22 protein-coding genes, 1 tRNA gene and 2 pseudogenes are annotated in these 26,037 nt (G+C 34.9%); 11 read left to right on the top strand and 14 right to left on the bottom strand.

Going from position 1 to position 26,037, the window contains the following annotated elements; all coding sequences use genetic code 11:
* The first annotated feature begins 10 nt into the window (after positions 1 to 10).
* A complete protein-coding gene (gene ispC / locus Q0K76_RS06925; protein WP_294613432.1) occupies positions 11 to 1,189 on the top strand; it encodes a 1-deoxy-D-xylulose-5-phosphate reductoisomerase in 1,179 nt (392 codons plus the stop codon).
* Between the two features lie 13 nt (positions 1,190 to 1,202).
* On the opposite strand, the gene Q0K76_RS06920 is transcribed toward ispC, so the two are convergent.
* Complete coding sequence (locus Q0K76_RS06920) at positions 1,203 to 1,766, bottom strand: sugar O-acetyltransferase (protein WP_294613429.1); 564 nt, start codon at positions 1,764 to 1,766, stop codon at positions 1,203 to 1,205.
* 4 nt (positions 1,767 to 1,770) lie between these two features.
* On the bottom strand, positions 1,771 to 2,730 hold the full coding sequence (locus tag Q0K76_RS06915; RefSeq protein WP_294613427.1) for an aminoimidazole riboside kinase: 960 nt from the start codon (positions 2,728 to 2,730) through the stop codon (positions 1,771 to 1,773).
* Positions 2,731 to 3,044: 314 nt separating this feature from the next.
* Here Q0K76_RS06915 and Q0K76_RS06910 point away from each other — a divergent pair, with 314 nt between their 5' ends.
* Positions 3,045 to 4,514: a sucrose-6-phosphate hydrolase gene (locus Q0K76_RS06910; protein WP_294613424.1), complete on the top strand. Its 1,470-nt coding sequence runs from the start codon at positions 3,045 to 3,047 to the stop codon at positions 4,512 to 4,514.
* 51 nt (positions 4,515 to 4,565) lie between these two features.
* Here the strand turns inward: Q0K76_RS06910 and Q0K76_RS06905 are convergent, their stop codons facing one another.
* Positions 4,566 to 5,570, bottom strand: coding sequence for a LacI family DNA-binding transcriptional regulator (locus Q0K76_RS06905; protein ID WP_294613421.1), 1,005 nt, complete (start codon positions 5,568 to 5,570; stop codon positions 4,566 to 4,568).
* Between the two features lie 196 nt (positions 5,571 to 5,766).
* Between Q0K76_RS06905 and Q0K76_RS06900 the strand changes: the two genes are divergently transcribed.
* Positions 5,767 to 7,005 (top strand): oligosaccharide MFS transporter, encoded by a 1,239-nt coding sequence (locus Q0K76_RS06900; RefSeq protein WP_294613418.1) that lies wholly within the window; start codon positions 5,767 to 5,769, stop codon positions 7,003 to 7,005.
* Between the two features lie 187 nt (positions 7,006 to 7,192).
* Positions 7,193 to 7,954: a serine O-acetyltransferase gene (gene cysE, locus Q0K76_RS06895; protein WP_363322424.1), complete on the top strand. Its 762-nt coding sequence runs from the start codon at positions 7,193 to 7,195 to the stop codon at positions 7,952 to 7,954.
* A 62-nt stretch (positions 7,955 to 8,016) separates the two neighbouring features.
* Here cysE and Q0K76_RS06890 read toward each other — a convergent pair whose 3' ends face one another.
* The 6 genes from Q0K76_RS06890 to Q0K76_RS06865 form a co-directional block, all read right to left on the bottom strand.
* The gene (locus Q0K76_RS06890) at positions 8,017 to 8,853 is read right to left on the bottom strand and encodes a mechanosensitive ion channel domain-containing protein (protein WP_294613412.1); all 837 of its coding nucleotides are present in this window, start codon (positions 8,851 to 8,853) and stop codon (positions 8,017 to 8,019) included.
* Positions 8,854 to 8,916: 63 nt separating this feature from the next.
* Positions 8,917 to 9,507 (bottom strand): nucleoid occlusion factor SlmA, encoded by a 591-nt coding sequence (gene slmA / locus Q0K76_RS06885; RefSeq protein ID WP_363322423.1) that lies wholly within the window; start codon positions 9,505 to 9,507, stop codon positions 8,917 to 8,919.
* Entirely contained in the window at positions 9,507 to 9,965 is a 459-nt protein-coding gene (dut, locus tag Q0K76_RS06880; protein WP_294613405.1) for a dUTP diphosphatase, read from the bottom strand. Before dut ends, slmA begins: the two co-directional genes overlap by 1 nt.
* Complete coding sequence (coaBC, locus tag Q0K76_RS06875) at positions 9,949 to 11,175, bottom strand: bifunctional phosphopantothenoylcysteine decarboxylase/phosphopantothenate--cysteine ligase CoaBC (protein WP_294613402.1); 1,227 nt, start codon at positions 11,173 to 11,175, stop codon at positions 9,949 to 9,951. The genes dut and coaBC overlap by 17 nt, the downstream gene beginning before the upstream one ends.
* Positions 11,176 to 11,225: 50 nt before the next feature.
* Positions 11,226 to 12,887, bottom strand: a complete 1,662-nt coding sequence (recN, locus tag Q0K76_RS06870) for a DNA repair protein RecN (protein WP_294613399.1) — start codon at positions 12,885 to 12,887, stop codon at positions 11,226 to 11,228.
* Between the two features lie 378 nt (positions 12,888 to 13,265).
* Complete coding sequence (locus Q0K76_RS06865; protein ID WP_294613397.1) at positions 13,266 to 14,618, bottom strand: Nramp family divalent metal transporter; 1,353 nt, start codon at positions 14,616 to 14,618, stop codon at positions 13,266 to 13,268.
* A gap of 290 nt (positions 14,619 to 14,908) precedes the next feature.
* On the opposite strand from Q0K76_RS06865, the gene metE reads away from it, so the two are divergent.
* Positions 14,909 to 17,182, top strand: coding sequence for a 5-methyltetrahydropteroyltriglutamate--homocysteine S-methyltransferase (metE, locus tag Q0K76_RS06860; protein ID WP_294613394.1), 2,274 nt, complete (start codon positions 14,909 to 14,911; stop codon positions 17,180 to 17,182).
* 110 nt (positions 17,183 to 17,292) lie between these two features.
* Positions 17,293 to 18,168 carry a methylenetetrahydrofolate reductase [NAD(P)H] gene (gene metF / locus Q0K76_RS06855; protein ID WP_294613391.1) on the top strand — a complete coding sequence of 292 codons (876 nt, stop codon included), beginning with the start codon at positions 17,293 to 17,295 and terminating at the stop codon, positions 18,166 to 18,168.
* A 42-nt stretch (positions 18,169 to 18,210) separates the two neighbouring features.
* Here metF and Q0K76_RS06850 read toward each other — a convergent pair.
* Positions 18,211 to 18,287 (bottom strand) — tRNA-Met (locus Q0K76_RS06850).
* Between the two features lie 119 nt (positions 18,288 to 18,406).
* Positions 18,407 to 19,306 (bottom strand): AraC family transcriptional regulator, encoded by a 900-nt coding sequence (locus Q0K76_RS06845; protein WP_294613388.1) that lies wholly within the window; start codon positions 19,304 to 19,306, stop codon positions 18,407 to 18,409.
* 188 nt (positions 19,307 to 19,494) lie between these two features.
* Here Q0K76_RS06845 and Q0K76_RS06840 point away from each other — a divergent pair, with 188 nt between their 5' ends.
* The 5 genes from Q0K76_RS06840 to Q0K76_RS06820 all read left to right on the top strand — a co-directional run bounded on the left by Q0K76_RS06840 (position 19,495) and on the right by Q0K76_RS06820 (position 24,793).
* Complete coding sequence (locus Q0K76_RS06840) at positions 19,495 to 21,474, top strand: TonB-dependent receptor (RefSeq protein ID WP_294613385.1); 1,980 nt, start codon at positions 19,495 to 19,497, stop codon at positions 21,472 to 21,474.
* Positions 21,464 to 22,480: a methyltransferase gene (locus Q0K76_RS06835; protein WP_294613382.1), complete on the top strand. Its 1,017-nt coding sequence runs from the start codon at positions 21,464 to 21,466 to the stop codon at positions 22,478 to 22,480. Before Q0K76_RS06840 ends, Q0K76_RS06835 begins: the two co-directional genes overlap by 11 nt.
* Positions 22,481 to 22,493: 13 nt before the next feature.
* A complete protein-coding gene (locus Q0K76_RS06830; protein ID WP_294613379.1) occupies positions 22,494 to 23,699 on the top strand; it encodes an MFS transporter in 1,206 nt (401 codons plus the stop codon).
* A 78-nt stretch (positions 23,700 to 23,777) separates the two neighbouring features.
* On the top strand, positions 23,778 to 24,206 hold the full coding sequence (locus tag Q0K76_RS06825) for a GFA family protein (RefSeq protein ID WP_294613376.1): 429 nt from the start codon (positions 23,778 to 23,780) through the stop codon (positions 24,204 to 24,206).
* A gap of 101 nt (positions 24,207 to 24,307) precedes the next feature.
* Positions 24,308 to 24,793 (top strand): NADAR family protein, encoded by a 486-nt coding sequence (locus Q0K76_RS06820; protein ID WP_294613373.1) that lies wholly within the window; start codon positions 24,308 to 24,310, stop codon positions 24,791 to 24,793.
* A 119-nt stretch (positions 24,794 to 24,912) separates the two neighbouring features.
* Here Q0K76_RS06820 and Q0K76_RS13035 read toward each other — a convergent pair.
* The 3 genes and pseudogenes from Q0K76_RS13035 to Q0K76_RS06810 form a co-directional block, all read right to left on the bottom strand.
* Positions 24,913 to 25,035 (bottom strand): annotated as a pseudogene (locus Q0K76_RS13035) (IS3 family transposase); the annotation flags it as partial.
* A 30-nt stretch (positions 25,036 to 25,065) separates the two neighbouring features.
* Positions 25,066 to 25,212: pseudogene (locus Q0K76_RS06815) on the bottom strand (DDE-type integrase/transposase/recombinase); the annotation flags it as partial.
* Between the two features lie 54 nt (positions 25,213 to 25,266).
* A complete protein-coding gene (locus Q0K76_RS06810) occupies positions 25,267 to 25,665 on the bottom strand; it encodes a hypothetical protein (RefSeq protein WP_294613370.1) in 399 nt (132 codons plus the stop codon).
* Positions 25,666 to 26,037: the final 372 nt, after the last annotated feature.

The following is a 26,037-nucleotide window of genomic DNA, read 5'->3' as shown; positions in this document are numbered from 1 at the left end:
ATATATTAATATGAAAAATATCACAATTTTAGGATCAACAGGCTCTATTGGTTGTAGTACCTTAGCGGTTATTCGCCAGAATCCACATTTATTTAATGTGTTGGCATTAGTTGGTGGTAACAATGTTACAAAAATGACTGCCCAATGCCTTGAATTTATGCCCAAATATGTGGCAATGGCTAATGAACAAGCTGCTGTACAACTTAAGCATAATCTAGTTAATCTAAAATTGGATATTGAAGTATTGAATGGTGAGCAGGCCATTTGTGATTTAGCGCAACTTGCTGAAGTCGATTATGTAATGGCTGCAATTGTAGGGGCTGCTGGTTTAAAACCGACGCTAGCTGCAATTCATAAGGGTAAACGTATTTTATTAGCAAATAAAGAGTCATTAGTGACGTGTGGCAACTTATTTATGCAAGCGGTTAAACAGTATGGTGCGCAGTTATTGCCAGTTGATAGTGAACATAATGCTATTTTCCAGAGTTTACCGGCTTTAGTGCAGCAGAATTTAGGTTTTGTTAAGCTAGCTGATTATGGGATCACTAAAATTGTTTTAACCGGATCGGGTGGACCATTTCGAGATTTGGATTTAACTAAGCTGACTTCGGTTACCCCAGAACAAGCTATTGCGCATCCTAATTGGTCAATGGGTAAAAAGATCTCTGTAGATTCAGCCACTATGATGAATAAAGGGCTTGAATATATCGAAGCGCGTTGGCTATTTAATGCAAGTATTGATGAAATGGAAATTATCATTCATCCGCAATCTATTATTCACTCAATGGTACGTTATCAAGATGGTAGTGTAGTGGCAGAACTGGGTGTACCAGATATGTGTACGCCGATTGCTTACGCTATGTCTTATCCAGAACGAGTATCATCAACCGTACCACCACTAGATTTCAGTAAAATTTCGGCGTTAACCTTTAATGAACCCGATTTTAATCGTTATCCTTGCTTAAAGCTTGCTATTGAAGCTTCAAAACAAGGACAAGCAAGTACAACTGCACTTAATGCAGCCAATGAAATTGCGGTTGATGCTTTTTTACGTAATAAAATTGGTTTTATGGATATTGCTAAAAATGTGTCAACGGTTTTGGATAAACTTAATTTTCCTGAACCGTCGACTATTGATGACGTACTGGCTATTGATGAATGGGCAAGATCACAGTGTAGCGTTTTATAATAATAATGTAACTTTATGAGTTAGGCAGTTGTTTATAAACGCGACAAGGACTTCCCAATGCTACAACATTACTAGGAATATCTCGATCAACAATACTACCAGCCGCAATCACCGAATTATCACCAATTGTTACGCCAGGGAGTACTATTACATTCCCCCCTATCCAAACACTATTACCGATGGTAATTGGTTTTGCAAACTCAAGGCCGCTATTACGAATCTCACTCTCAAGTGGGTGGCCTGAGGTATAAAAACCACAATTGGGTGCAACAAGCACATTATCACCAAATGAAATTCGAGCTGCATCTAACATGATGCAGTTAAAGTTAGCAAAAAAGTTCTCACCAATTTCAATGTTATAGCCATAATCGCATTGAAAGCCAGACATAATGGTAAATTGTTGTGCTGTTTTACCCAATAAGGTTTCAAACAATTGCTTACGTTTATCAACCTCTAATGGTGATAGTTGATTTAGTTGAAAACAAAGGTCTTGTGCATAAAGCCGTTCATTGGCTAGTGAAGTATCTGTACAAGGATCATAAAGAAGACCCGCCAACATTTTCTCTTTTTCTATCATAATATTAACTCATCTGTTTGGCTGACAAAGTTGGGTTATCATTAATAAAAGACTGTAAAAAACTACTATCAGGTAGCGCAGTAAGGGCTCCTTTTTTCGTGGTGGCTAAAGCACCGCATGCACTAGCTATGGTCATCATACTTTCTAACATTAACTTATCATCAGGCATACCAGATGAAGCAATACTACTTAATAAACCAGCAACAAAAGCATCGCCAGCACCAGTGGTATCAACACTATTTACGTGATAGGAGTCAAAAGAAAAGGTTTTCCCCTGCCATAATACTATACTGCCCTCACTACCTTTGGTAACTAACGTTAATGGTGATTGATAATGTTGTTGTAATTTTTCTAGCGCTTTATCCCAATCATTACATTGAGTTAACCAAAAAAGCTCATCGTCCGAAAGTTTTAATATATCGGCATCATGGCAAAATTGATTAATTATAATGCGCATTTCATTTTTATCGGCCCACATTTGCTCACGCAAATTGACATCAAAACTAATCAATCCATTTTTGGCGGTAAGACTTTCAATTGCTGTCTTTAATGTTTGTCTACAAGTTTGCCCAACTAAGGCTAAAGAACAAAAATGTAGAATATCTTGGTTAAAATCAGGTATTGCTTGCTTTGATAAAAATTGATCGGCAGAGGGAGAAACCAGGAAGGTAAAACTACGTTCACCATTCTTACCCAAATCGACCACAACCGTACTGGTTTTATAATAGTCATCTTTTTCAAGGCTTTGACAATCAACATGGAATTCGCTAAAGGTTTTTTCCATAAAGTGTCCAAATGGATCATTTCCAACTCGACCAATAAAAGCGGACGGTAGTCCTAATTTTGCTACGCCAATGGCAACATTGGCTGGTGCTCCTCCTGCGCAAGCTTGATAAGTCATATCACCAAATGGCAATAAATCAACCACCGCATCGCCAAGAGACCAAACTTTAGTATTATTCATTTTTTTACTCGATTATAGTTAATTGTTCTGCTAATTTAGCATAGTTAAAGATTGCACTAAATGTTATAAAATTAGTAATCTTTGATTATTAGTTAAAAATAATTGCTGTGCTGTTTGTCGTGATAATTAATAACAATCACTTTAAAAACTAGCCATAGACTAAATCATTTAGCAAAAAATTCATTGTTAACGTTAAAAATGTGTGATTATCATCACATTTTTAAGCTATTCTTTTATTAAAAGTTAACGTTAACAGTTAATTTGGCGTAGTATGTTAGCCAAACTATCTAATACTGGATAAAAGAGGTGATTTTATGTCTACTGCTATCAATGATGCAAATCAAGCTGTTAAAAATTTAGAAAAACAAATGAACAAACAATATTATCCTCATTTTCACATATCACCCCTTGCGGGCTGGATGAATGATCCTAATGGTTTGATCTATTTTAAAGGCCAATATCATGCTTTTTATCAACATCATCCTTATGATGAAAACTGGGGGCCAATGCATTGGGGGCATGTTGTTAGTGATGATTTAGTGACATGGCGAAGGTTGCCTATTGCTATTGCGCCCGGTAATGAGTTTGATAAGAGTGGTTGCTTTTCTGGTTCGGCAGTCGATAATAATGGTGAATTATGTTTAATTTATACCGGTCATATTTGGTTAGAAGGTCAAGGTAAACAAGAGCAAATTCGACAAACTCAATGCCTTGCAACTAGTAAAGATGGTATTCATTTTGAAAAACACGGTACTATCGTTGCGCCAAAAGAAGGTATTATGCATTTTCGTGATCCTAAAGTGTGGCAGCAAGATGGTAAATGGTGGATGGTGGTTGGGCAACGTGATTTACAAGATGTTGGTCAAATTTTACTTTATCGATCGGATGACTTAAAAAATTGGACATTTGATCAGGTAGTGGTAAGCAATATAGATCCAAATGTGTATATGCTTGAATGTCCAGATTTTTTCCCTCTTGGTGATAAATGGATTTTGATGTTCTCCCCACAAGGTATGCAAGCCAAAGGTTATAAATACCGTAATTTGTTTCAATCTGGTTATATTGTTGGTAATTGGCAACCGGGACAACAATTTTCAATTATTAAACCTTTCCAAGAAATGGATTTTGGTCATGATTTTTATGCTCCCCAATCTTTTTTAGCGGCCGATGGTAGACGCATCATGTTTGCTTGGATGGATATGTGGGAATCAATCATGCCGAGTAAAAATGATAAATGGATGGGCTCATTTACTCTGCCGCGTGAATTAATTTTAGATCATAATGATAATGTACGTAATCGCCCAATAAAGGAATTAGCAGCACTTCGTGAAACACCAATATTATTAACCGATATATCACTTAACAATGAGTTAAAAAATACCAATATTGAATTGGTTCACTGTGAGCTAAAAGTTGAATTTGATTTAAGCCAAAGTGATGCTGAACGTTTTGGTTTACAACTTGCCGCAACTAAAGATGGTAAACAAGCAACACTGCTATATGTTGATTTACAATCAAATCGATTAGTACTCGATCGCAGTCTTTCTGGCGTTGAGTTAAAAGGTTATCGAAGTGTACCACTACCAAGAACAAAAAAATTAATGTTACATGTTTATGTTGATACATCTTCTGTTGAGGTATTTGTTAATGATAATTTATATAGTTTTTCAAGCCGTATTTATCCAAAACTACCAGCCAAACGTATAGTCAACTTATTTGCTGAAAATGGTTTTGCTAAAATTACAAAATTAGAGGGCTGGCAGTTAAAATCGATTTATGAATGATTTTTAATCTCACGTTACCGCTTTTGTGACGGCGAGTTTATTTCATCAGATTTATAACGATTCTCTTGGTAAATAAGGAGATGCAATATAAGTTGTCTCCTTATTTGTTTTACCGGTTATAATGTGTAACGCTGCTTGTTCACCAATTTCATAATGCGGTAATTGTATGGTTGAAAGCGGTGGATAAAAGAGTTCGCCAGTTCCGACCATGTTGTCGTATCCTAATACGGCGACGTCTTTTGGTATATGAAATCCTTGACCAAGTAAATATTGATAGGCAAGAAAAGCAATACGATCATTACCACAAATTAATACATCAAAATCTGGTTTTTTGTGACAATGCTTTTTCAAAATATCAATTGTCAACATATATTCTTGAGTAATGTTTTGTTGGTTGGTTTGTGTATGATAACTAACCATGTCTTTTAAATTGTTACCTGCATCAAGCCAGGCTCGTTCAGCAGCCTTACGACGTGTATTGCCTGCTAATGTTTTTTCTGATAAAAAGATGCATAATGGTTTTTGGTAGCCTTTTTTTATCACTTGTTGCATTGCTTGATATTGACCTAAATAGTCATCTGGAATATAGCAAGCTAGTTGTTCTGAATCGCTAATACAATTGGCTAATACTAAATTTTTTTCAAGCAATTTTTCTGGAAGATCAACTTTTCGTAGTCCCATCGTGGTATAAATAATGCCGTTAGGACGATAAGATAGCAATGTATTGATGGCATGATCTGGATCTTTATCATCAAATAAATTAACTATAAACGTATTCCAACCATGATGTTGTGCGGTCTTTTCTATTGCTTGTAATAATTCTACTGAAAACGGCGTCATTGCTGTTTCTAAAGCTAATACACCAATTGCTCTCGGCCCTGAACTATCACCACGAATTTTTCTGGCTGATAAGTCAGGTACATAATTAAGTTGCTCTATAGCCTGTTTTACACGTGTATAGGTTTCTTTGTTTAACTTTTCCGGATTATTAATAGCGCGAGAAACTGTCATCAAAGAGACAGAGGCTAACTTTGCGACATCCTTTAATGAAGCCATATTTAAATCCTTTTGCTCTATAAGATAAAAATTATCAGTTATTACTTGTATGTGATAATACCACAAATATAAATGATAAAAAGTGTGAGCAAAGTAACATTTACGATAATTGATTGTTTCTATTTCGAGTTAATTATGACAATAATGTTAACATTAACATGTTAACGTTAAACTTCAACTAAATAAGAGAATGAACATGAATATAATACAAAATAGAAACTATTGGTTCTCGTCGGGTTATCTTATTACCTTTTATGCCGCTTGGTCACTTTGGTGGTCTTTTTATGCTATTTGGTTAAAAAGTAAAATTGGACTATCGGGTGAAGATCTGGCAATTGTTTATTCAGCTAATTCTGCTGCGGCGATGTTCTTCATGATCTTTTATGGTGTCATTCAAGATAAATTGCAAATAGGTAAAGCGGTGATTACTTTTCAAAGTGTTATTATGATAATGATTGGTCCGTTTTTAATCTATGTGTATGAACCGTTATTGAGAAATAATTTTATTGTAGGTGTGTGTATTGGTGCGCCAGTTTTAAGTGCTGGTTTTATCTCTGGATGTGCATTGGTTGACTCTTTCATTGAACGAATTAGTCGATTGTTTGGGTTTGAATTTGGTCCGGCTCGATTTTGGGGATCATTTGGTTATGCCGCTGCAACTTTTGTTGCTGGTATCTTATTTGGTATTGATCCTCATATTAACTTTTGGATGGCATCGGCTGTCGCTGCAATCTTTTTTGCTATTAATATTTTGTTTAAGCCAAAACATTATTCAGCATCATCAACCGAAAATACCAGTGAAGTAGTTGTTGAGAAAATCACTACAATTCCAACTATGAATGAAATCTTTTCTTTATTTAGTATGAAAAAGTTCTGGTTATTTGTCTTTTTTATAATCGGAACTAATAGTTTTTATACTATTTATGATCAGCAACTATTTCCAAATTTTTATACTAGCTTTTTTATAACACCTGAAGATGGCTACAGAATATATGGTTATTTGAATTCGTTCCAAGTCTTTTTAGAAGCAACTTGTATGATTTTGGCGCCTTTCTTTATTAATAAAGTTGGTGCTAAAAAATCATTATTAGTTGCCGCATTGGTAATGATTTGCCGAATTTCGTTATCAGCAACATTGGATAATGTTTATTTGATTTCGGTTGTTAAGCTTTTCCATGCTATTGAAACACCATTATTCATTTTGGCTGTATTTAAATATGCTGTAAGCAATTTTGATGAAAGGTTATCTTCTACATTATATTTAGTCGGATTTAATATTTCGTCAAATGTGGGTGTTATTGTGTTGTCATGGTTGGTGGGTAAATTATTTGATAATACAGGCTATTCAACAACATTTTATGTACTGGCAAGTATTGTGCTATTTATTTTGGTGATTGCTATATTTACTTTAAGTGATGATAAAAAAGCTAAGTAACAATAATTTTAAACCGTGTGATATTGAATAAAAATGGAAACAAAATGTTTCCATTTTGCTTTTTAAGCCATAATAAATTAATACAAAACTTGCTTCCTGAATAAGTTTGCGAAACAATGTTAACAATGTTGGTTAATGTATATAGGAACTTGGTGTGAATGTAGTAAAAACAGTTGTTAAATCTGATATGTTATGGCAAACCATTCGCCATGAAGCGTTGCAATTAATTGAAAGTGAACCTATGTTAGCAAGTTATTTTCATGCCACATTGCTCAACCATGACAATTTAGATAGTGCATTAAGTTATATTTTAGCTAATAAACTTGCGACACAAGTTATGCCAGCTATTGAGATCCGTGAGATTGCATGGCAAGCTTATCAAGCAGATCAACATATCATTCAATCAGCCATAACTGATATTTTAGCTGTGTATATTCGCGATCCTGCAACCAATTATTATTCCACGCCATTGCTTTATTATAAAGGTTTTTTGTCTTTACAAGCTTATCGTATCGCGCATTGGCTTTGGCAACAAAATCGTAAATCACTGGCTATTTTTTTTCAAAGTCAGATTGCCATTGTGTTTGGCGTTGATATTCATCCTGCAGCTAATATTGGATCTGGAGTGATGTTTGATCATGCTACCGGAATTGTAATTGGTGAAACAACGGTTATTGAAAACGATGTCTCCATTTTACAATCAGTGACATTAGGTGGCACAGGTAAAGAAAATGGCGATCGCCACCCTAAAATTCGTGAAGGTGTAATGATTGGTGCGCATTCAACTATTTTAGGTAATATTGAAATAGGTAAAGGTGCTAAAATTGGTGCCGGCTCTGTAGTGTTAGAATCTGTGCCACAGCATACGACGGTTGCAGGTGTACCTGCTAAAATAGTTGGTAGCCCAGACTGTGAAAAACCAGCTCTAAATATGGATCAAGATATTTAAGATAGTTCTTTTTTAAAGCGTTGCCGTCGATCAATTGTCGACGGTGTAATTAAGCTAAATTGTTATTGGTTAGTGTTGACATTCACATCCATGGTAGGGTATGGAATATTGATATTATTTTCAGTTAGTCGATTTTTTATATTCTCAAGTAATTCACTTTTAACTGCACCATAATTTTCATTTAAAGTCCAAACTAATACACTAAAATTCATGGATGAAGCATCTAACACATCTAAACGGATAGTCGGTTCTTTGCGAGTTAAAATATTATTAGTTTGACTCACCGCTAGCCTTAAAACTTGATAAACTTGTTGAATATTTGCATCATATCCAACATTGACAACCAGATCTAAACGTCTTTCGGGTAAACGGCTAAAGTTAATAATATTAGCACTAACAACTTGTCCATTTGGAATAACTACCATTTCATTGGTTGGTGTGATAATGGTGGTTGAAAAAATTTGGATAGAATCAATTATACCTTTTTGATTATTGATGATAACGGTCTCACCCACTCTAAAAGGACGAAAGATAATTAAAATTACACCTGCGGCAAAATTAGAGAGTGAGCCTTGTAATGCTAAACCAATAGCTAAACCCGCAGCACCAATTACAGCAACAATTGAAGCCGTTTGGACACCTAATTGGCCAAGAACAGCAACTAAAGTGATAATAATAATGGCGTAATAAGCCAAAGTACTAACAAACTTAACCACTGTGGGATCGACATTACGGATGGTTAATACCCGTTTGAGCTGTTTACTAATAAATCTGGCTATTGTTCTACCAAGAAAAAAAATAATAATAGCAAAACAAAAGTGAGCAATATAACTAAGCACAACGCCATCGTATTTATCAATAAATGAAAGTAAGTGATCAAAAACATCTTTAAAATTCATTTTATTATCCTCTGTAATTGGTAACAGAAAATTTAGGTCGCAATATGACTATGTTTAATTTACTTAAACTAACTGTTTGGCCAATAAAGTCCAGCGTGTATCAAAATTAGTTGTTGGTAGGTATTTAAAACCGGAACGAGAATAACGAACCATCATTCCTTCACAAAAAGCTAATAGTTGGCTAGATAAAATGCGTTCATCAGTAATAAAAGCAACCCCTTCACGAATTTTTCGCTCACGCAAAACTTGCCTAATTTGTGTTTCAATACGTTCGAATAGTTGACTGATACGTTCTTGTAACTGTTCTTGCTCAAACATTAATGCATGCCCAGTCATAATTCTAGTAAGCCCTGGGTTTTTTTCAGAAAAACCTAGTATCAATGCTAAAATAAGTTGCAGGCGAGTAAAGGTTTTGGGTTCATCTTGCAAAATCACATTTATTCGTGATAGCAAGATATCTTCAATATAGACAATTAAACTTTCAAACATTTTGGTTTTACTTGGAAAATGTCGATAAAGTGCTGCTTCAGAAACGCCAACTGTAGCAGCTAATTTCGCCGTAGTAATACGTTGTGTACCTTCATTGGATTCAAGCATGGTTGCCAATGCTTGTAAAATATCCTCTTTGCGATTTCTATTTTTGGTGTTCACGATTATTTTTTACCCGAATGCCCAAAACCACCTTCTCCACGTTGCGATTCGGTGAATTCATCAACAATATTAAATTCCGCTTGCACTACTGGTACAATAATTAGCTGAGCAATTCGATCACCTATTTCTATAGTAAAAGGTGTTTGACTACGATTCCAAAGTGGTACAAACAATTGACCTTGATAATCAGAATCAATTAATCCAACTAAATTACCAAGTACGATACCATTTTTAGAACCAAGTCCTGAACGGGGTAAAACTAATGCAGCTAAGTTAGGATCTGCTATGTGCATCGATAAACCAGTTGGGGTTAAAATGGTTTCACCAGGTTTAATTTCCGTTGTTTTTTCAAACATAGCACGTAAATCAATACCAGCTGATCCTTCTGTTGCATAAGTAGGAAGTGGAAACTCATTGCCTAAGCGTTTATCTAATAGTTTAATATCAATTTTTCTTTTCATTACAACTCGCTTTATATTGTGTTATAACTATTTCAAGTAACTGCTGTGCTAATATATTTTTATTATCTAATGGTAACGTTTGTTCGCCGTTTTGCCAATAAACCGTTAATGCATTTTGATCAGAATTAAAGCCAATTTTTTTATTAGAAACATCATTAGCACAAATTAAATCTAAATTTTTAGCACTTAATTTTTTAAGTGCATAGGTTTTAACATCATTGGTTTCTGCTGCAAATCCTACCACAAATGGGCGTTGTTTGTTTAATGCAGCTACAGAAGCAACGATATCCGGATTTTTAACTAATTTGATAACCAGCTCATTATTATCATTAGTTTTTTTTATTTTTTGAGAAGCGATTGTTGCTGCTCGATAGTCGGCAACCGCTGCACATGAAATAAAAATAGTTGATGTCTTGGCTTGATTTAATGCTATTTTGTACATTTCTTCAGCGCTTTTTACATCAATACGCGTTACATTATTTGGGGTGTCTAAATGTACTGGACCACTAATTAATGTGACTGTCGCCCCCATTTCGGCAGCAGCTTTGGCAATAGCAAAGCCCATTTTCCCTGAACTATAATTACTAATATAACGAACCGGATCAATCTCTTCAATAGTTGGCCCGGCAGTGATAGTGATAGACATTCCGGTTAGTTTAGTAGCAGATGAAAAATAATAATTGATATGTTCAACAATAGCATTAGGTTCAAGCATACGACCAGGACCAATGTCTCCACATGCTTGATAACCGTCCTGTGGCCCCCAAATCAAAATTTTTCTGGAATCAAGGACAGACAAATTATGTTGTGTCGCTGCTGCTTTATACATTTGTTGATTCATCGCGGGTGTTATTGCAATTTGAGCAGAGGTTGCTAAACAAATTGTAGATAACAAATCATCAGCAATACCATTGGCGATTTTAGCAATAATATTAGCAGTTGCAGGCGCAATTAACACCAGATCAGCCCATTTAGCCAGTTCAATATGACTCATTGAAAGTTCGGCTGATGGATCAAATAAATCGTTGGCAACCCGGTTACCAGAAACAGCTTGTAGTGTCAAAGGTGTAACAAAGTGCTTAGCTGAATCGGTGAGTACTACATGGACTTGTGCACCAGCTTTTTTTAATTGACGCACCAGATCTGGGCACTTGTAAGCAGCAATACCACCACTGATCCCTAATAAAATACGTTTACCAGATAGATTCATAATCAAGCTTCCTTCATGCCAACAGAAAGCGCTATATTACCACAATTGAGTTAGATAATAAGTAACTCTTTAGCATTAGCTAATGTTGCTTCTGTAATTTTATCACCGCCTAACAACCGGGCGAGCTCGTTCAATCGCCCATTATTGTCTAATTTTTGCATATCAGTAGAAGTTTGTTTTTTGTTGGTTTGTTTACTGACAAAATAGTGTTGATTCGCATGTCCTGCCACTTGTGGTAAATGCGTGACAGTAATGACTTGGGTTGATTGACCAAGCTGCCTTAATAATTGCCCAACTTTGGCCGCAGTTGGACCACTAATACCGACATCAATTTCATCGAAAATCAATGCCGGTGTATCCATTTTTTGTGCTGTTAACACTTGAATAGCCAATGCTATTCGTGACAATTCACCACCCGATGCCACTTTAGCAAGTGGTTGTGTATTTTGCCCAGCATTGGTACTAACTAAAAATGTTATTTGGTCAGCACCATCTTCATTTAAACGATTTTCATCAAAAATTATCTCAATGTTAAATAGCCCATTTGGCATTGATAATTCTTGCATAATAGCGGTTACTTTTTTGGCTAAGGTTTTACTGACTGTCACGTGCTTTTGATGCAATTTATTTGCTATTTCTAATGCTAATTGATGATATTTGCTAATATTTGCTTTAAGTTGCTCACTTTGCTCGTCTTGTTGATTAAATTGTTTAAACTCGGTTAAAAGATTTTGATGTAATTCTGGTAGTGCTTCGGGTGAAACATGATGTTTACGAGCAAGTGCAATCTGTTTAGATAATCGTTGTTCAAGTTGCATTACACGCGCCGGATCTATTTCTAAATTTTCACTATAATGACGCAATTCATAACTTGCTTCCTTAATCTGGATGGAAGCTTCTTCTAGCATGTTATAAATGTTATTTAAGGTAGGATCGAGTTCTGACAGTTCGTGAACACTATGTTTAACACTATTAAGTAAGTTATTAATATTATATTCATCAGCTTCTTCTAATAGCATCACAGATTGCTGACTAAGGTTAATTAACTGTTCGCTATTAGATAATCGTTTATATTCTTCATCGATTTGTTGATATTCCCCCTCGATAGGTGAAAATTCATTTAACTCTTTTAATTGATACTGCAAAAGTTGCATATGTGCATCGCGCTCTTGCTTTGAGGTTTCATATTGTTGATAAGCATGGCAAGCATTTTTCCATTGCTTATAAGCTTGATGCATTTGCGAAAGTAGCTCAGGTTCATTCATATAATGATTAAGAAGAAGCTGTTGGTATTCACTACGTAAAAGTCGTTGATGTTCATGTTGCCCATGAATTTGAATCAGCATCTGCCCTAGGTCTTTTAATTGTGAAACAGGTACCGCTCGACCATTAATAAATGCTTTAGAACGGCCATCTTGATTAATAACTCGACGTAAAATACACTCATTACCTTCATCAAGTTGGTTTTCTTTAAGCCAAGACAATGCGGTCGGTGTATCATCAAGAAGAAAACAGGCAGAAATATCAACCCGATCTGCACCTGGCCGAATAGAAGAAGCATCAGAACGATTCCCTAAACAAAGCCCTAGTGCATCAATAGCAATAGATTTACCAGCGCCAGTTTCGCCAGTAATGGCCGTCATACCTATTGTAAAATCAACTAATAGCTGATCAACGATAGCAAAATTATTGATAGTTAATTGGGTTATCATAATAAATCAATGTATTAGACCAGTTAAATTTAAAGCTAGTATATCAATAAAAATACTGTAAATAAATACAGTTTTTTAATTTAATTAAAGATACTTAATTGAACATTTAAATAACTAAAATTGCAATCTTAATTTTGTTCAATTCTTGTTATCATCATGTGGATAAGCTTGGGATAAAATTAATGCTCATGTTTGATAACTTATCGTAAATCAGTCTGTTAAGTTAACCGTAATAAATTTGTACATGGGTGTTAATCAATAGTTTTTGCGTTACAGATAGCATAAACTAAAAAAGTACATGGATAGACTAACTATCCATGTACTTTTATAACCGAATAATATTTTTAATCAGACAAAAATATTTAGGATTAGGTATGCTTAAAATAATGAACTAATTACTTCATAAATTAGTTGTAAATTTAAAATTACCAAAGAAACTGTGGCTAACCAGCCTAAAATAATAGTTAGCTTGCAGTTAACAAATTCACCCATCAATTTTTTGTTAGAGGTTACTAGTATTAAAGGAACCATTGATATAGGTAAGGCTATACTTAAAAATACTTGAGTGTATATTAATAAATTTTCTACGATACTTTCCCTGTCGCCCCATATCCAGATACATAAAATAACTGGCGTTACTGCTAATCCCCGACTTATAAGTCTTCTTGCCCAAAGTGGAATGGAGAAGTTTATAAATCCTTCCATCACTATTTGCCCAGTCAAAGTACCTGTGATAGTGGCGTTCTGGCCTGATGCTAGCAAAGCCACTGCAAACAAGGTAGCCATGATTGAACTCGCTACCGGACCAACCATTTGTGGATTTTTTAAAGCATCATAAAGTTGCGTGAAGCGACCAAGATCATCAGGGTCATTACCAAAAAATAGCGCTGCGCCAAGAATCAGTAATAAACAATTAATAATAAATGAAAATGATAATTGTAGATTAGAGTCAATCGTTGCATATTTAATTGCATCTTTTAGACTTGCGGTTTTCTTCCTATCATATTTTCGGGTTTGCACAATAGATGAGTGCAGGTATAGGTTATGTGGCATAACTGTTGCACCAACAATACCAAGCGCTATCACCAATGCCGAATCGTGACCTTTAATTGATGCAGTAAAAATATCTGTTCTTGGAATAAAGCCATTAATTACTTCACTTAGTTCAGGCGATGCTCTTAAAACCTCATAGGTGAATATAATAAAAATAGTTGCAATTAAACAAAATACAATTGCTTCTATTTTTCTAAATCCAAAACGCATGAGTAATAAAAGAATAATTACATCAAATACCGTTAATAGCACACCTATGAGTAATGGAATATCAAATAACAAGTTTAGTGCTACTGCACTACCAATAACTTCGGCTATTTCGGTAGCAATAATTGCGAGTTCGGTTGATATCCACAAACAAAAAGATACCTTTCGCCCCACCATGGACTTAGTTGCTTGGGCTAAATCCATACCAGTGACTACACCTATTTTTACACACATAGCTTGAAGTAGCATGGCGATTAAACTTGATATTAATATAACTGATAACAGTAAATAACTATAAAGTGCGCCGCCTTGTATAGAAGTGATCCAATTACCTGGATCCATATAACCTACAGCAACTAATGCTCCCGGTCCTGAAAACGCCCATAGTTTTCGAAAAAAACCAGACTGATGATCGGGAATATGCACGGTATTATTTATTTCTTCAAGGCTAATTGTCGATGTCTTTAACATAACTAAAATCTCTTTGTGAAATGTAATTACCATTATTTTAATGATAATGAGAATTATTATCAATAAAATAATTAAACTATTTATACTATTCACGCGTTAATAAATAAAAAATAAATAATATTAATTAGTTAAGATATATTTTTATATAGTTAGCTTTTTAATAAAGAAAGTTATACTCATTTGATATAGATATAAACTATAACAATCCATAAAAAACTAGAATTATTCAATAGCATTTTTTTTTGTTATCTTCTTTATCACTAAAGAAAAGTGATAAAAGGAAATGAAAAATGAATACTGCTGTTATTGGATATCCGCGAGTTGGTAAACTGCGTGAACTTAAATTTGCTACCGAAGCTTATTTTAAAGGCAATAAAACCCAAGCTGAATTATTAGCCGAAGCTAAGGCTTTGCGTGTCGAGCATTTACAACAACAAGCTGCACAAAAAATCGCATTTATTTCATCTAATGACTTTTCATTTTATGATGCAGTATTAGATACTGCTTGTTTACTCAATGTTATTCCTAAACGTTATCAAGATTTAGGTTTACCAGAGCTTGATCGTTATTTTGCTATGGCGCGTGGTTATCAAGGTGATAAAGGCGATGTGCGGGCACTAGCGATGAAAAAATGGTTCAATACCAATTATCACTATTTAGTGCCTGAAATTGAAGATTCTGTGCAAATTAAGCTTGCTGGCACTAAACCCTTTGATGAATATCAAGAAGCAAAAGCATTGGGTATACAAACCAAACCGGTAGTTATCGGTGCTTTAACCTTTTTCAAATTAGCCCAATATTTAGGTAACAAACAGCTTACTGATTTTAAAGCGGATATTATTAAGTCCTACCAAGATATTATTCAAAAATTTACCGCGCTTGGTGCTGAGTGGATTCAGATTGATGAACCAATTTTAGTCACTGATCTCAATAAAGATGATATCGCGCTATTTACTGAACTGTATCAAGCTATTTTAGCTGTTAAAGGTAGTACTAAAGTGGTGTTACAAACCTATTTTGGTGATGTGCGCGACTGCTACAAAGAGTTAGTAGCATTGCCATTTGATGGTGTTGGGCTTGACTTTGTTGAAGGTAAACAGTCATTAAATTTACTTAAAAATAATGGTTTCCCCGCGAATAAAGTGTTATTTGCTGGTGTAGTAAATGGCAAAAATATTTGGAAAAACAATTACCAAAAAACTTTAGCGTTATTAAATCAAATTAAGCAAAACGCTGAAAAAATTGTTATTAATACGTCTTGTTCATTATTACATGTACCATACACTTTACAAAATGAGACCAAACTAACTATTCAGCAACGTGCATACTTTGCCTTTGCGCAAGAAAAACTGCAAGAACTGGCTGAACTTGGTCAGTTATTTAATGACTCCAATCCAGATAACAATGCAGCTTATAAAGCAAATCAAACGCTATTTACCCGTGAACGTGAAGGTGCCAATCAAAGCGTTCGTCAAAAAGTCGCGGCTTTAAAAGCGTCTGATTTTACCCGCCTACCAGAGTTTTCTGTACGTGAAGCGACGCAAAAACAAGCGTTTAATTTACCATTATTACCAACTACTACTATCGGTTCATTCCCACAAACACCGGATGTTCGTTTAAATCGTGCTAAATTCAAAAAAGGTGAAATTTGCTTGAATGAATACACTGAATTTAACAAACAGAAAATTGCCCAGTGTATTAAATTGCAAGAACAAATCGGTATTGATGTCTTGGTTCATGGCGAATTTGAACGTAATGATATGGTGGAATATTTTGGTGAAAGCCTAAATGGTTTTGTGTTCACGGAAAAAGCATGGGTACAATCTTATGGTACTCGTTGCGTTAAGCCACCTATTGTTTGGGGTGATATTTCACGCTCAAAACCGATTACTGTTGCCTATTCACAATATGCGCAAAGCCTAACTGATAAACCAGTTAAAGGTATGTTAACAGGGCCGGTAACGATTCTTAACTGGTCGTTCCCACGTGAAGATATTTCACAAAAAGAATCAGTATTCCAAATTGCATTAGCCATTGGTGACGAAGTATTAGATCTGGAAGCTGCTGGCATTAAGATCATCCAAATTGATGAAGCGGCACTCAAAGAAAAATTACCACTGCGTAAAGCTGATTGGAATAGTGAATACCTCGATTGGGCAATTCCGGCATTTAGATTAGTGCACAGTAAAGTGCAAGCTGATACCCAAATCCACACCCATATGTGTTATAGCGAATTTGCTGACATTATTAAAGATATTGATGCAATGGATGCTGATGTTATCTCGTTTGAAGCATCACGTTCTAACTTGCAATTAATCGATGTACTTAAAGCTAATAATTTTAAAACTGAAGTTGGTCCGGGTGTTTACGATATTCACTCACCACGCGTACCACCAGTTGCTGAAATTAAAACAACAATTGAGGAATTACTTGCCAAAATTGAAAAACAAAAATTATGGATTAATCCAGATTGTGGTTTAAAAACCCGTGGTGAGAAAGAGGTGGTCGAAAGCTTACAACACTTGGTACAAGCAACCTTAGAAGTGAGAAAAACACTTAATTAATGCCGTTTTTTATAAAGTAAATTAATTTTGTTTTACCTTATTTCCGCCGCCTAAATAGGCGGCGGAAACGTCAATAAGGAAAATCATGACAAAACTAATGGATGATAGAGATGAAAACTAGTCAATTATTTAATAAAAAAACGGTATTTTCTTTTGAGGTTTTTCCTCCTAAAAAGACATCACCGTTAGAAACCATATATAGCACCTTACGTGAACTTGGTTACTTTAAACCTGATTTTATTAGTGTAACCTATGGTGCAGGTGGTAGCTTAAATGGTCAAACTACTATCGATATTGCTCACGCCGTTAAGCATACCTATGGTATCGAAAGTGTGGCCCATTTACCGGGTATCAATTTTGATAAAATTGAGATGAAGAAGATTCTTCACGATCTTAAATGCGCAGGTATTGATAATGTACTTGCTTTACGTGGTGATATAAATCCAAACGTGAAACCAAAAAATGATTTTCGTTTTGCCAGTGAGCTGGTGTCTTTTATTAAAGAAAATGGTGATTTTAACATTATTGGTGCTTGTTATCCGGAAGGCCATCTTGAAGCGCCAACACTCAAGCAAGATTTGATTCATTTGAAAGAAAAAGTCAATGCCGGAACTGATCAATTAATTTCGCAACTATTTTTTGATAATGACTACTTTTTTGCTTTTTTAGACAAAGCTCATGACATGGGTATTAATGTACCGATTGAAGCGGGAATTATGCCAGTTACCAATAAAAATCAAATAGAGCGTATGGTTTCAATGTGTGGTGTGAATTTACCTAAAAAATTCAAACAAATAATGGAAAAATACCAACACCATCCAGATGCTTTTCGTGATGCTGGCATCGCCTATGCGATTGATCAGATTGTTGATTTAATATCTCAAAATGTGGATGGTATTCATTTATACACAATGAATAACAGCTATATTGCCAGACGCATTAATGAGGCAGTATCGACATTATTGGAAATACCCAAAGTACAATAAATGATTTGGCAAATTAAGATAGGATAAATATTCGGTTTGAATTGGTTGCGGGGGCTGGATTTGAACCAACGACCTTCGGGTTATGAGCCCGACGAGCTACCAAACTGCTCCACCCCGCGTCAAAGAGGTCGCTATATTATAGTAATTAAATAATAAAGCAATACCGGTTTTAAATAAAATTGAAATATTTTTTAAAATATATCAAAAATATATCTTATAGCGATTACTGTTATTATATTTACCTAAATACTGATTTAGGTGGATAGCCAAAATAGCGTGTAAAAGCTACACTAAAATTATTGGCATAAGGATAACCCACTAACCATGCCGTTTTAGTGACTTGCATACCTGATTCTAATAATAGATGTGCCTTATACATACGAATAGCTAATAACATTTGCGATGGCGTGATGTTGTAAAGCTTGGAAAACCCACTTTTTAGTTTGGTCCTATTTAAACCTACTTTTAGACATAAATAGTTTTCGGTCAGCGGTTGCTGATATTGTGTTAATAAAATTGTCCGTACTTGTTCAAGTTTGTTTACCTCATGGGAAGTCAATTTATCATTTAAAGTAGCCGTTTTAGGTAAAAGCCAATCAAGATGATCAGCCAATAAGTGCAAACTATGCATATGCAATTTTAATGGATCTGTTTGCGCTTGATAAAGTTGATAAACTAAGGCATTAGCTTGATACAAATTCATCTCTGATGTTGCTTGATAAGCAAGATTTTTTAAATAACTACCACCAAATAACTGGGCTGTTCTTTGTTCCCCAAGATAACGCTGTAGAACTGATTCACCAACAATTAACCGTAGCTGCTCAGTCACATTATTTTTTTTATAGCAACGCTCACCTCGAATAGATGAAAAAGTGGTTACTGTTGTCTGTTTGGCCTTAAAACACACTTCCGGATGCTTATCGGTACGAAAATAAGATTGTCCTTTTAGTCCTATTGTAATGGCTAACATCGACTTTTTGTAAGGATGATGTGATCGCACAATCTGATCATCTGTAGGTTGATAGTTCAGGTAAATAAGGTTGAACTCGGGTTCAATAGTAAATTGCTTAATCTGATAAGGGTTTATTGCATTATTTAGATTATGCGTGACATTGTTAGCGATATTTATCATTGTCATGACGTTTTACTCGTTATTGGCTATTACCCATTCTAATAAATTCAGACATATTACTGCTTTTTTCATACATCTTTAAACAATAATGATAATTATTTACAAATATAATTAAAAGTATTTTAACAGCGATGAATTTTTATTGGTTACTTAATGTGTAATTAGCATTATTTCTGGAGGTAGGAATTGTTACGATGATAAATATTAAATCCATTTACAAAACGATTAGTTTTAGTTGTTGCATATGTTTTATCTCTTTTAGTTATGGCGAGATGCAAACCCTTGTGGTTACAGCCGATAAAACAGAGCAATCCCCTCAAGACATTCCTATCGGTCTGTCGGTATTAACTTCGGAAGAGTTACAGCAACGACGAATTGAAGACTTAACTAAGCTAGCGCGACAAACCCCAAATTTTAGTTTTCAAAGTACTGGTCAATCAGGTTTTAATCCACCTGTTATGCGTGGGTTAACCTCTTATGCAACCGCATTTTCATCATCCGTCCTAATGACCGTTGATGGAGTTCCCACTTTAGTTAATCAAGGGTTTGAACATAATCTTATTGGTGTTGACCGCGTAGAAGTGTTACGAGGCCCACAATCAGCAATATATGGTAAAAATGCCGAGGCAGGAGTCGTTAATATTTATACGCGCTTGCCCGATAATTCACCTTATGCTCGCCTTGATTTAGAGGTGGGTCAGCGCAATAAATATTTAACTCGTTTAGATACTAGTTCCCCGTTAATTGACGATACGCTATATGCGAGTGTTCAAGGGCAATTTTACCAACAAGATGGATTTATTAACAATCGCTATACTGGTGATAAAGCTGATGATCGCAAAAACTATTATGGTCAAACATCCTTACGTTGGACTCCTACAACCGCAGACGATATCATTTTACGTTATAGTCATTTAACTTATCGTGACGGCGCGGCGTTATGGGGCCGCGTTAGTGGCCCCAAAAGGGCTGTTTATTCTGGAACCCCTAGTTGGAACCATTCACAAGGCGAGTCGGTTTCGCTTGATATTTCACATCAATTTGATTCGGGCATAACACTTCGTTCCATAACTGCCCATAATCGTTATCAAGATAAATTGAAACAAGATACCGATTTTTTACCTATTGAACGTTTTTATACTCAGCGCGATTATCTTCTCAATACTACGTCTCAAGAATTTCGTTTATCAGGAAAACTAGATGATAGCCAATGGTTAGCCGGTCTCTATTTTGATAAAGATAACCATCATTTATCTTTTACACGTAAGACACCATTACTCAAACAAACGGTTAAACCTGATCAAGAAGGTTATTCTATGTCAGTATTTGGTCAATGGATGCAACCACTAAATCAATACTGGACACTTACATTAGGTGGTCGAGCTGAAAAAGATAATATCAAAATCTCCCCTAAAGATGCGAGTAATGAATCCCAAACTTGGCATGAGTTTTCGCCTAAAGCAGCATTACAGTATCAATTAAATACCGATACGCAAATTTATCTATCTTACTCTCAAGGATTTCGTACCGGAGGTTTTAATGTATTTTCGCCACAAGAGAATTATCCTGCTTATTTACCAGAAAAGGTTCACGCTTATGAAACGGGTATTAAAGGGTTTATTGACGATTGGCATTTAGGTTATTCGCTGGCTGCTTATTACATGAAAATCAATGATATGCAGGTACAGCAGTATATTACTCCGGGAGTAGTACGTATTACCAATGCCGCATCTGCGAATTCTAAAGGTATTGAAGGCACGCTCAATTACTGGATCAATGCAAACTGGATAGTAGACTCTTCGCTTGGTATTAACCAAACTAAATTTAATCGCTATCGAGATGGAAAAAACAATTATGACGACAATGAAAATCCATATTCCCCCAATCTTACTTGGCATTTAGGGCTACGTTATGATGCCGACCACTGGTTTGGGGATGTTTCCTTAGAAGGCGTAGGCAAAAGCTATTTAGATTCCGCTAATCGTTATAAACGAAGTGCTTATCAACTCGTTAATCTTTCTTTAGGCTATTGTGTTAATAATCAATTAACTGTTACAACTTACGCCGATAATTTATTTGATAAAGAATACAATGCGGTTGGTTTTATGAATGGTACTGTCACAGTTTATAGTCCACCACGAGAAATCGGTATGAGGGTAACATATGAATTCTAAACATGTTTTACAACCTTATTGGGATCTTGCTTTAGCAAATATTAACGCCGATGTATTAACCATTGCCATTGAACAACATTGGTTTGATTTTCTTAGTTCACCATACTGTTCAGCTGACTTGGCCAAACAATTACACTTAAATGTTAAAAATGTCGGTTATTACTTAGACATATTATGGTCTATGGGACTATTAGATCGTCAACAAGAAGCTAATACAAACTATCAAAATAGTCCTATAGCACAACGTTATTTTTGTAGCCAATCTGTAGATTACATAGGTGATGCATGGCTTTTTCGTCGCAAAACGTTAACTCACCGAGGACAGCAATTACTAGCTCAAATTCAGGCTGATTTTTCACCGACCTTAACGGAACAAAACGTCATTGAACAAAACTGGGCAAAAGCCGCCAACAAGCAGATTGCTCAAGAGCAACAAGCCATTACTAAACATACAGCGTTAGGCATTATTAAATCTTTGCCCGACGCAGCTAAATGCCAAAAACTCCTCGATCTTGGTGGTGGTCCGGGGTTTATTGCTATCGAATTGATTAAAGCAATGCCTGCGCTAAGTGGCGTCATTTTTGATTTTCCTAATACCACAGATGTTGCTCAACAAAATATAATTCAGGCTGGATTAACCAAGCGTTTATCGGTAATGAGTGGCAACATTGTTACTGACCCAATTGGTGGTGGTTATGATCTCATTTGGTGTTCATCTGTTCTACATTTTTTACCTAATACGAGTGAGGTTTTAGTAAAAATTTATAATGCTTTAAATTCTGGTGGGGTGCTGATTAGTGCTCATGCAGAAATCACAACAGATCGTAACGTAGCCAAACGAGTTTTACCTTATTACCTTTCGATGCAAATACAAGGGCGCCCTTTATTAGCTGCTGGTAAATTAGCTCAATTATTTGCGGAAATAGGATTTGTGCAGATAGAGCAACAGCATAATATTACTTTTCCTGTTGCACCGGTATCACTTGTTATCGCGAGAAAGGCTTAATATGCGTCTTAAAATGACTTCAGTTACACAACAACAATGGTTATTTGGTTTGATCAGCTTTGCTTTAACTGTACCTAACACGTATTTGTTACTTGGATTACCTTTGCTAATGCGTCAATATAATTGGTCAGGGACCGAAATTGGCTTATTTCAATTAGCCGCCTTACCTGCTGCATTTAAATTCCTGTTAGCCATTCCAATACAATATTACCAATTGGGACGTAAGCATTATTGTAATTGGTTGCTGATTTTGATGATAGTATTAATAATATTACTAGCTATATTAGCGGTAAATTCATGGATTAATCAGCCCCTATGGTTATTTGTGCTTGTTTTCATGACCCTATTTTTGATCACTTGGATAGATATTCCGTTAAATGCATTATTAGTAAAATTAATTCCTCACGATCAACAATTATATTCGGGCAGTATTCGATCTATTTCACTATTTTTAGGAGCTATTTTTGGTGGTGGTATTATGCTAACTGTTCAATATCACTGGGGGTGGTCAGCGCCTTTTCTGATCATTGTTGTTACTCTGTTATTAAGCCTACTAATAATTAAATTCATCCCAGAAACAGAAACTAAACACCTCCCACAAGAACAACTCAGAATGCGTCAAATTATGCGTGATTGGCAATCATTTTTTAATCAACCAGGCTCATTACGATGGATTTTATTTTTGTTAACTTGCTTTCCGACTGTTGCTGCAGTTTGGATTTATCAAAAACCTTTTTTACTTGATCAAGGTATGGCTGCTAATCATGTGGCATGGATAATTGGTGTAGGTGGCGGTATTGTTGGTTCATTATTTAGTTTAATGGGTAATAAAATAATGAATTATTTATCAATAAATAAAATATTACCACTTTGCATTGGCTGGGCAATGATAACATTAACTATGTTGTGGCTTTCGATAATTTTTTCATTATCAATAAATTATTTAATAATAAGTCTATTTTTAATTGCTTCGTCAATGGGTATAGCTTCAACACTATTTATTGGTTTAATGTTTAATTATACTCGACAAAGTAAGCGAGCTTCAGATTATGGTCTACAAGCAAGCTTATTTGTGATTGCCCGGATATTAATACCAATTATTGCTGGAGTCATGCTTGATTTAGGTGGGTATCAGTTAATGCTAGGTTGCCTGTCATTAATTATGTTGGCTTTGTTCATTTTTTCAGTTTTAACTTGCCAGCAACAAATTTCAAAATAATATTTCCATCAATATGGATTCTTTATAAAATGTAATCTCACTGTTTTAATTATTTTTTACTAAAATAAGGAAAATATAATGTCTACTCAATATCATGGTTCATGCTTGTGTGGCAAAGTTAAGTTCATTGTGCCATTTCAAAATACTAATTTAAGCGCTTGTCATTGCCATACCTGTCGTAAATGGAGTGCTGGCCCATTAATGACCTTGATGTATAGTGGTGAAATTGTTACTCAAGGACAAGAATATATCAGCCATTACAATTCTTCTGCGTGGGCCGAAAGAGCCTTTTGTAAAGAGTGTGGTTCTCATCTTTATTATCATTTAAAAGGTACCAATAATTATTATTTTGCTACGTGGATCTTTGATGATATTAAAGATTTAGAATTTACGACAGAAGTGTTTATTGATAACAAGCCAAGCTGTTATGACTTTGCCAATCATACCCATAAATTGACTGAGGCTGATATTATGTCAATGACCACTAACAAAGGTTCAGAAAGTTGATTTTTAATTGTAATTAATAAGTAATTAGCAATATTACTTATTTATCATTTTATGGTTATATTTGTTTATAAACTTATTTTTAAAAAGAGTGATATTAACAGTTGAAACAAGTCGGAAAGAAGAAAATAATTTTCTTTTTTAGCCCAGATCATTATTTATCACAATGGTATCCTTGTCGTTTTGTCATTGACAATATTGAATTTACTAGTGCCGAACAATGGATGATGTATGCCAAGGCAATATTATTTCAAGATTTAGATTGTGCCAATGCCATTTTATCGATTTCTTCTGCCAAAATGCAGAAAAATTTTGGGAAAAAAGTAAGTAATTTTGATGAGAATATATGGAATTTTCATAAAAAAGAGATTGTTTTTAAAGGTAATTACGCTAAATTTTCTCAAAATGCTGAGCTTAAAACATATCTATTATCAACCAAAGGTAAGGTATTAGCTGAAGCTAGCCCGTATGATAAAGTTTGGGGAATAGGTTTAAATATTGATGATGAAATGAGATTTAATATGACTAAATGGAGAGGAAAAAACCTATTGGGTGAGGTTTTAATGCAAGTAAGAGCAGCCTTAAAATAGCTACTATCTTAAAATTTTCATCCACTCTTATGTACCTCCTCGCCAAAATATTAGGCAGTGCTCACCTCTATGATCTTGTTGTTTTGGTAGTACTGTTGTTTATATTGCTGCGGCGATATTTAGCCATTGGCAGAATGATGACGGAACCCATAATAAATTTCAATATATTCAAATAGTGCTTTATTTGCTAATTTCCTCGTTTGGTAGTAACAATCATGAATCATATGCGTTTTTAATGTATGAAAGAAGCTTTCAGCTACCGCATTATCCTAACAATTTCCTGCTTTACTCATACTTTGTTTAACTCCATACTGTAACAATAACTGTTTAAAATCAGCACTACAATATTGATTTCCCAGGTCACTGTGAATTAAAACTTTTTTAGGAAAACCACGTCTAAATAACGCTTGTTTTAATGCCAGTCAAACTAAATAAATAGCGGTCAATATAACAACTTTAGATCAGTTTAGGTGTTATTTTTCTTGTTCTGTGACTTTAATAATATAAACTTTTTTAAAATCAGAAGGCGCATTCCAACCAGAAGAAATCATTCCTCCTTGAATAATAACTTTAATATCACCTATGATTTTTGGAATCCCCTTCACTGCTAAATTATTATATTCAACCCTACCATTTATTTCAGGTGATATAATTTCTAACCCAGAGTTTATGGGATAAATTTCCCGCTGAAATCCACTTCCTGAAATTGGCCCAGAGCCTCCATCAATAGTAATCTGAGCATAATAGTTCTTACCTATAACACCTGTCGGAAGATCATTAGGTGTTATAATTATTCGCGGGGGAATACAACCTATCAATAAAAAACATACTGAAAAAACGATAAATAATCTATTAAATCTTAATTTTGTCATTATTTTACCATGGTATTTTCTTCAAAACTCCCTCAGAAAACATATACTAACACCATAGCCCAATGGTAGTGGTATTCATGGCATCGAACAACAATCCCTATATAATCTTCTAACGCGTCATTCACCAGAAACGAAGACAATATAAGAGATTCTGCCTCATCTTCTGATTTATGGGCATATTTTACCATTATGGCTTTTATTACTTCCACCCACGTACGAAAATTAAAAATTACACTGTCTTTCGGGTTTTTATCATCAACATCAAACGGACTATCAATCTAATATCGACTATTGCTTTCATAATTTATTAAAACATCTCTATTTTATCTCATTACAAATGGCACTAAATACGCCATCAATCAATTGTTAAAC

This window comes from uncultured Gilliamella sp., assembly GCA_945271295.1.
Classification (GTDB): Bacteria; Pseudomonadota; Gammaproteobacteria; order Enterobacterales; family Orbaceae; genus Gilliamella.
The sequence above is the reverse complement of the archived record's forward strand: the minus strand, read 5'-3'. Positions and strand labels throughout refer to the sequence as shown.

Coding starts and splice junctions, on each gene's coding strand:
- ispC (WP_294613432.1), top strand. CDS start 11: ATGAAAAATATCACAATTTTAGGATCAACAGGCTCTATTGGTTGTAGT.
- Q0K76_RS06920 (WP_294613429.1), bottom strand. CDS start 1,766: ATGATAGAAAAAGAGAAAATGTTGGCGGGTCTTCTTTATGATCCTTGT.
- Q0K76_RS06915 (WP_294613427.1), bottom strand. CDS start 2,730: ATGAATAATACTAAAGTTTGGTCTCTTGGCGATGCGGTGGTTGATTTA.
- Q0K76_RS06910 (WP_294613424.1), top strand. CDS start 3,045: ATGTCTACTGCTATCAATGATGCAAATCAAGCTGTTAAAAATTTAGAA.
- Q0K76_RS06905 (WP_294613421.1), bottom strand. CDS start 5,570: ATGGCTTCATTAAAGGATGTCGCAAAGTTAGCCTCTGTCTCTTTGATG.
- Q0K76_RS06900 (WP_294613418.1), top strand. CDS start 5,767: ATGAATATAATACAAAATAGAAACTATTGGTTCTCGTCGGGTTATCTT.
- cysE (WP_363322424.1), top strand. CDS start 7,193: ATGTTATGGCAAACCATTCGCCATGAAGCGTTGCAATTAATTGAAAGT.
- Q0K76_RS06890 (WP_294613412.1), bottom strand. CDS start 8,853: ATGAATTTTAAAGATGTTTTTGATCACTTACTTTCATTTATTGATAAA.
- dut (WP_294613405.1), bottom strand. CDS start 9,965: ATGAAAAGAAAAATTGATATTAAACTATTAGATAAACGCTTAGGCAAT.
- coaBC (WP_294613402.1), bottom strand. CDS start 11,175: ATGAATCTATCTGGTAAACGTATTTTATTAGGGATCAGTGGTGGTATT.
- recN (WP_294613399.1), bottom strand. CDS start 12,887: ATGATAACCCAATTAACTATCAATAATTTTGCTATCGTTGATCAGCTA.
- Q0K76_RS06865 (WP_294613397.1), bottom strand. CDS start 14,618: ATGTTAAAGACATCGACAATTAGCCTTGAAGAAATAAATAATACCGTG.
- metE (WP_294613394.1), top strand. CDS start 14,909: ATGAATACTGCTGTTATTGGATATCCGCGAGTTGGTAAACTGCGTGAA.
- metF (WP_294613391.1), top strand. CDS start 17,293: ATGAAAACTAGTCAATTATTTAATAAAAAAACGGTATTTTCTTTTGAG.
- Q0K76_RS06845 (WP_294613388.1), bottom strand. CDS start 19,306: ATGACAATGATAAATATCGCTAACAATGTCACGCATAATCTAAATAAT.
- Q0K76_RS06840 (WP_294613385.1), top strand. CDS start 19,495: ATGATAAATATTAAATCCATTTACAAAACGATTAGTTTTAGTTGTTGC.
- Q0K76_RS06835 (WP_294613382.1), top strand. CDS start 21,464: ATGAATTCTAAACATGTTTTACAACCTTATTGGGATCTTGCTTTAGCA.
- Q0K76_RS06830 (WP_294613379.1), top strand. CDS start 22,494: ATGACTTCAGTTACACAACAACAATGGTTATTTGGTTTGATCAGCTTT.
- Q0K76_RS06825 (WP_294613376.1), top strand. CDS start 23,778: ATGTCTACTCAATATCATGGTTCATGCTTGTGTGGCAAAGTTAAGTTC.
- Q0K76_RS06810 (WP_294613370.1), bottom strand. CDS start 25,665: ATGACAAAATTAAGATTTAATAGATTATTTATCGTTTTTTCAGTATGT.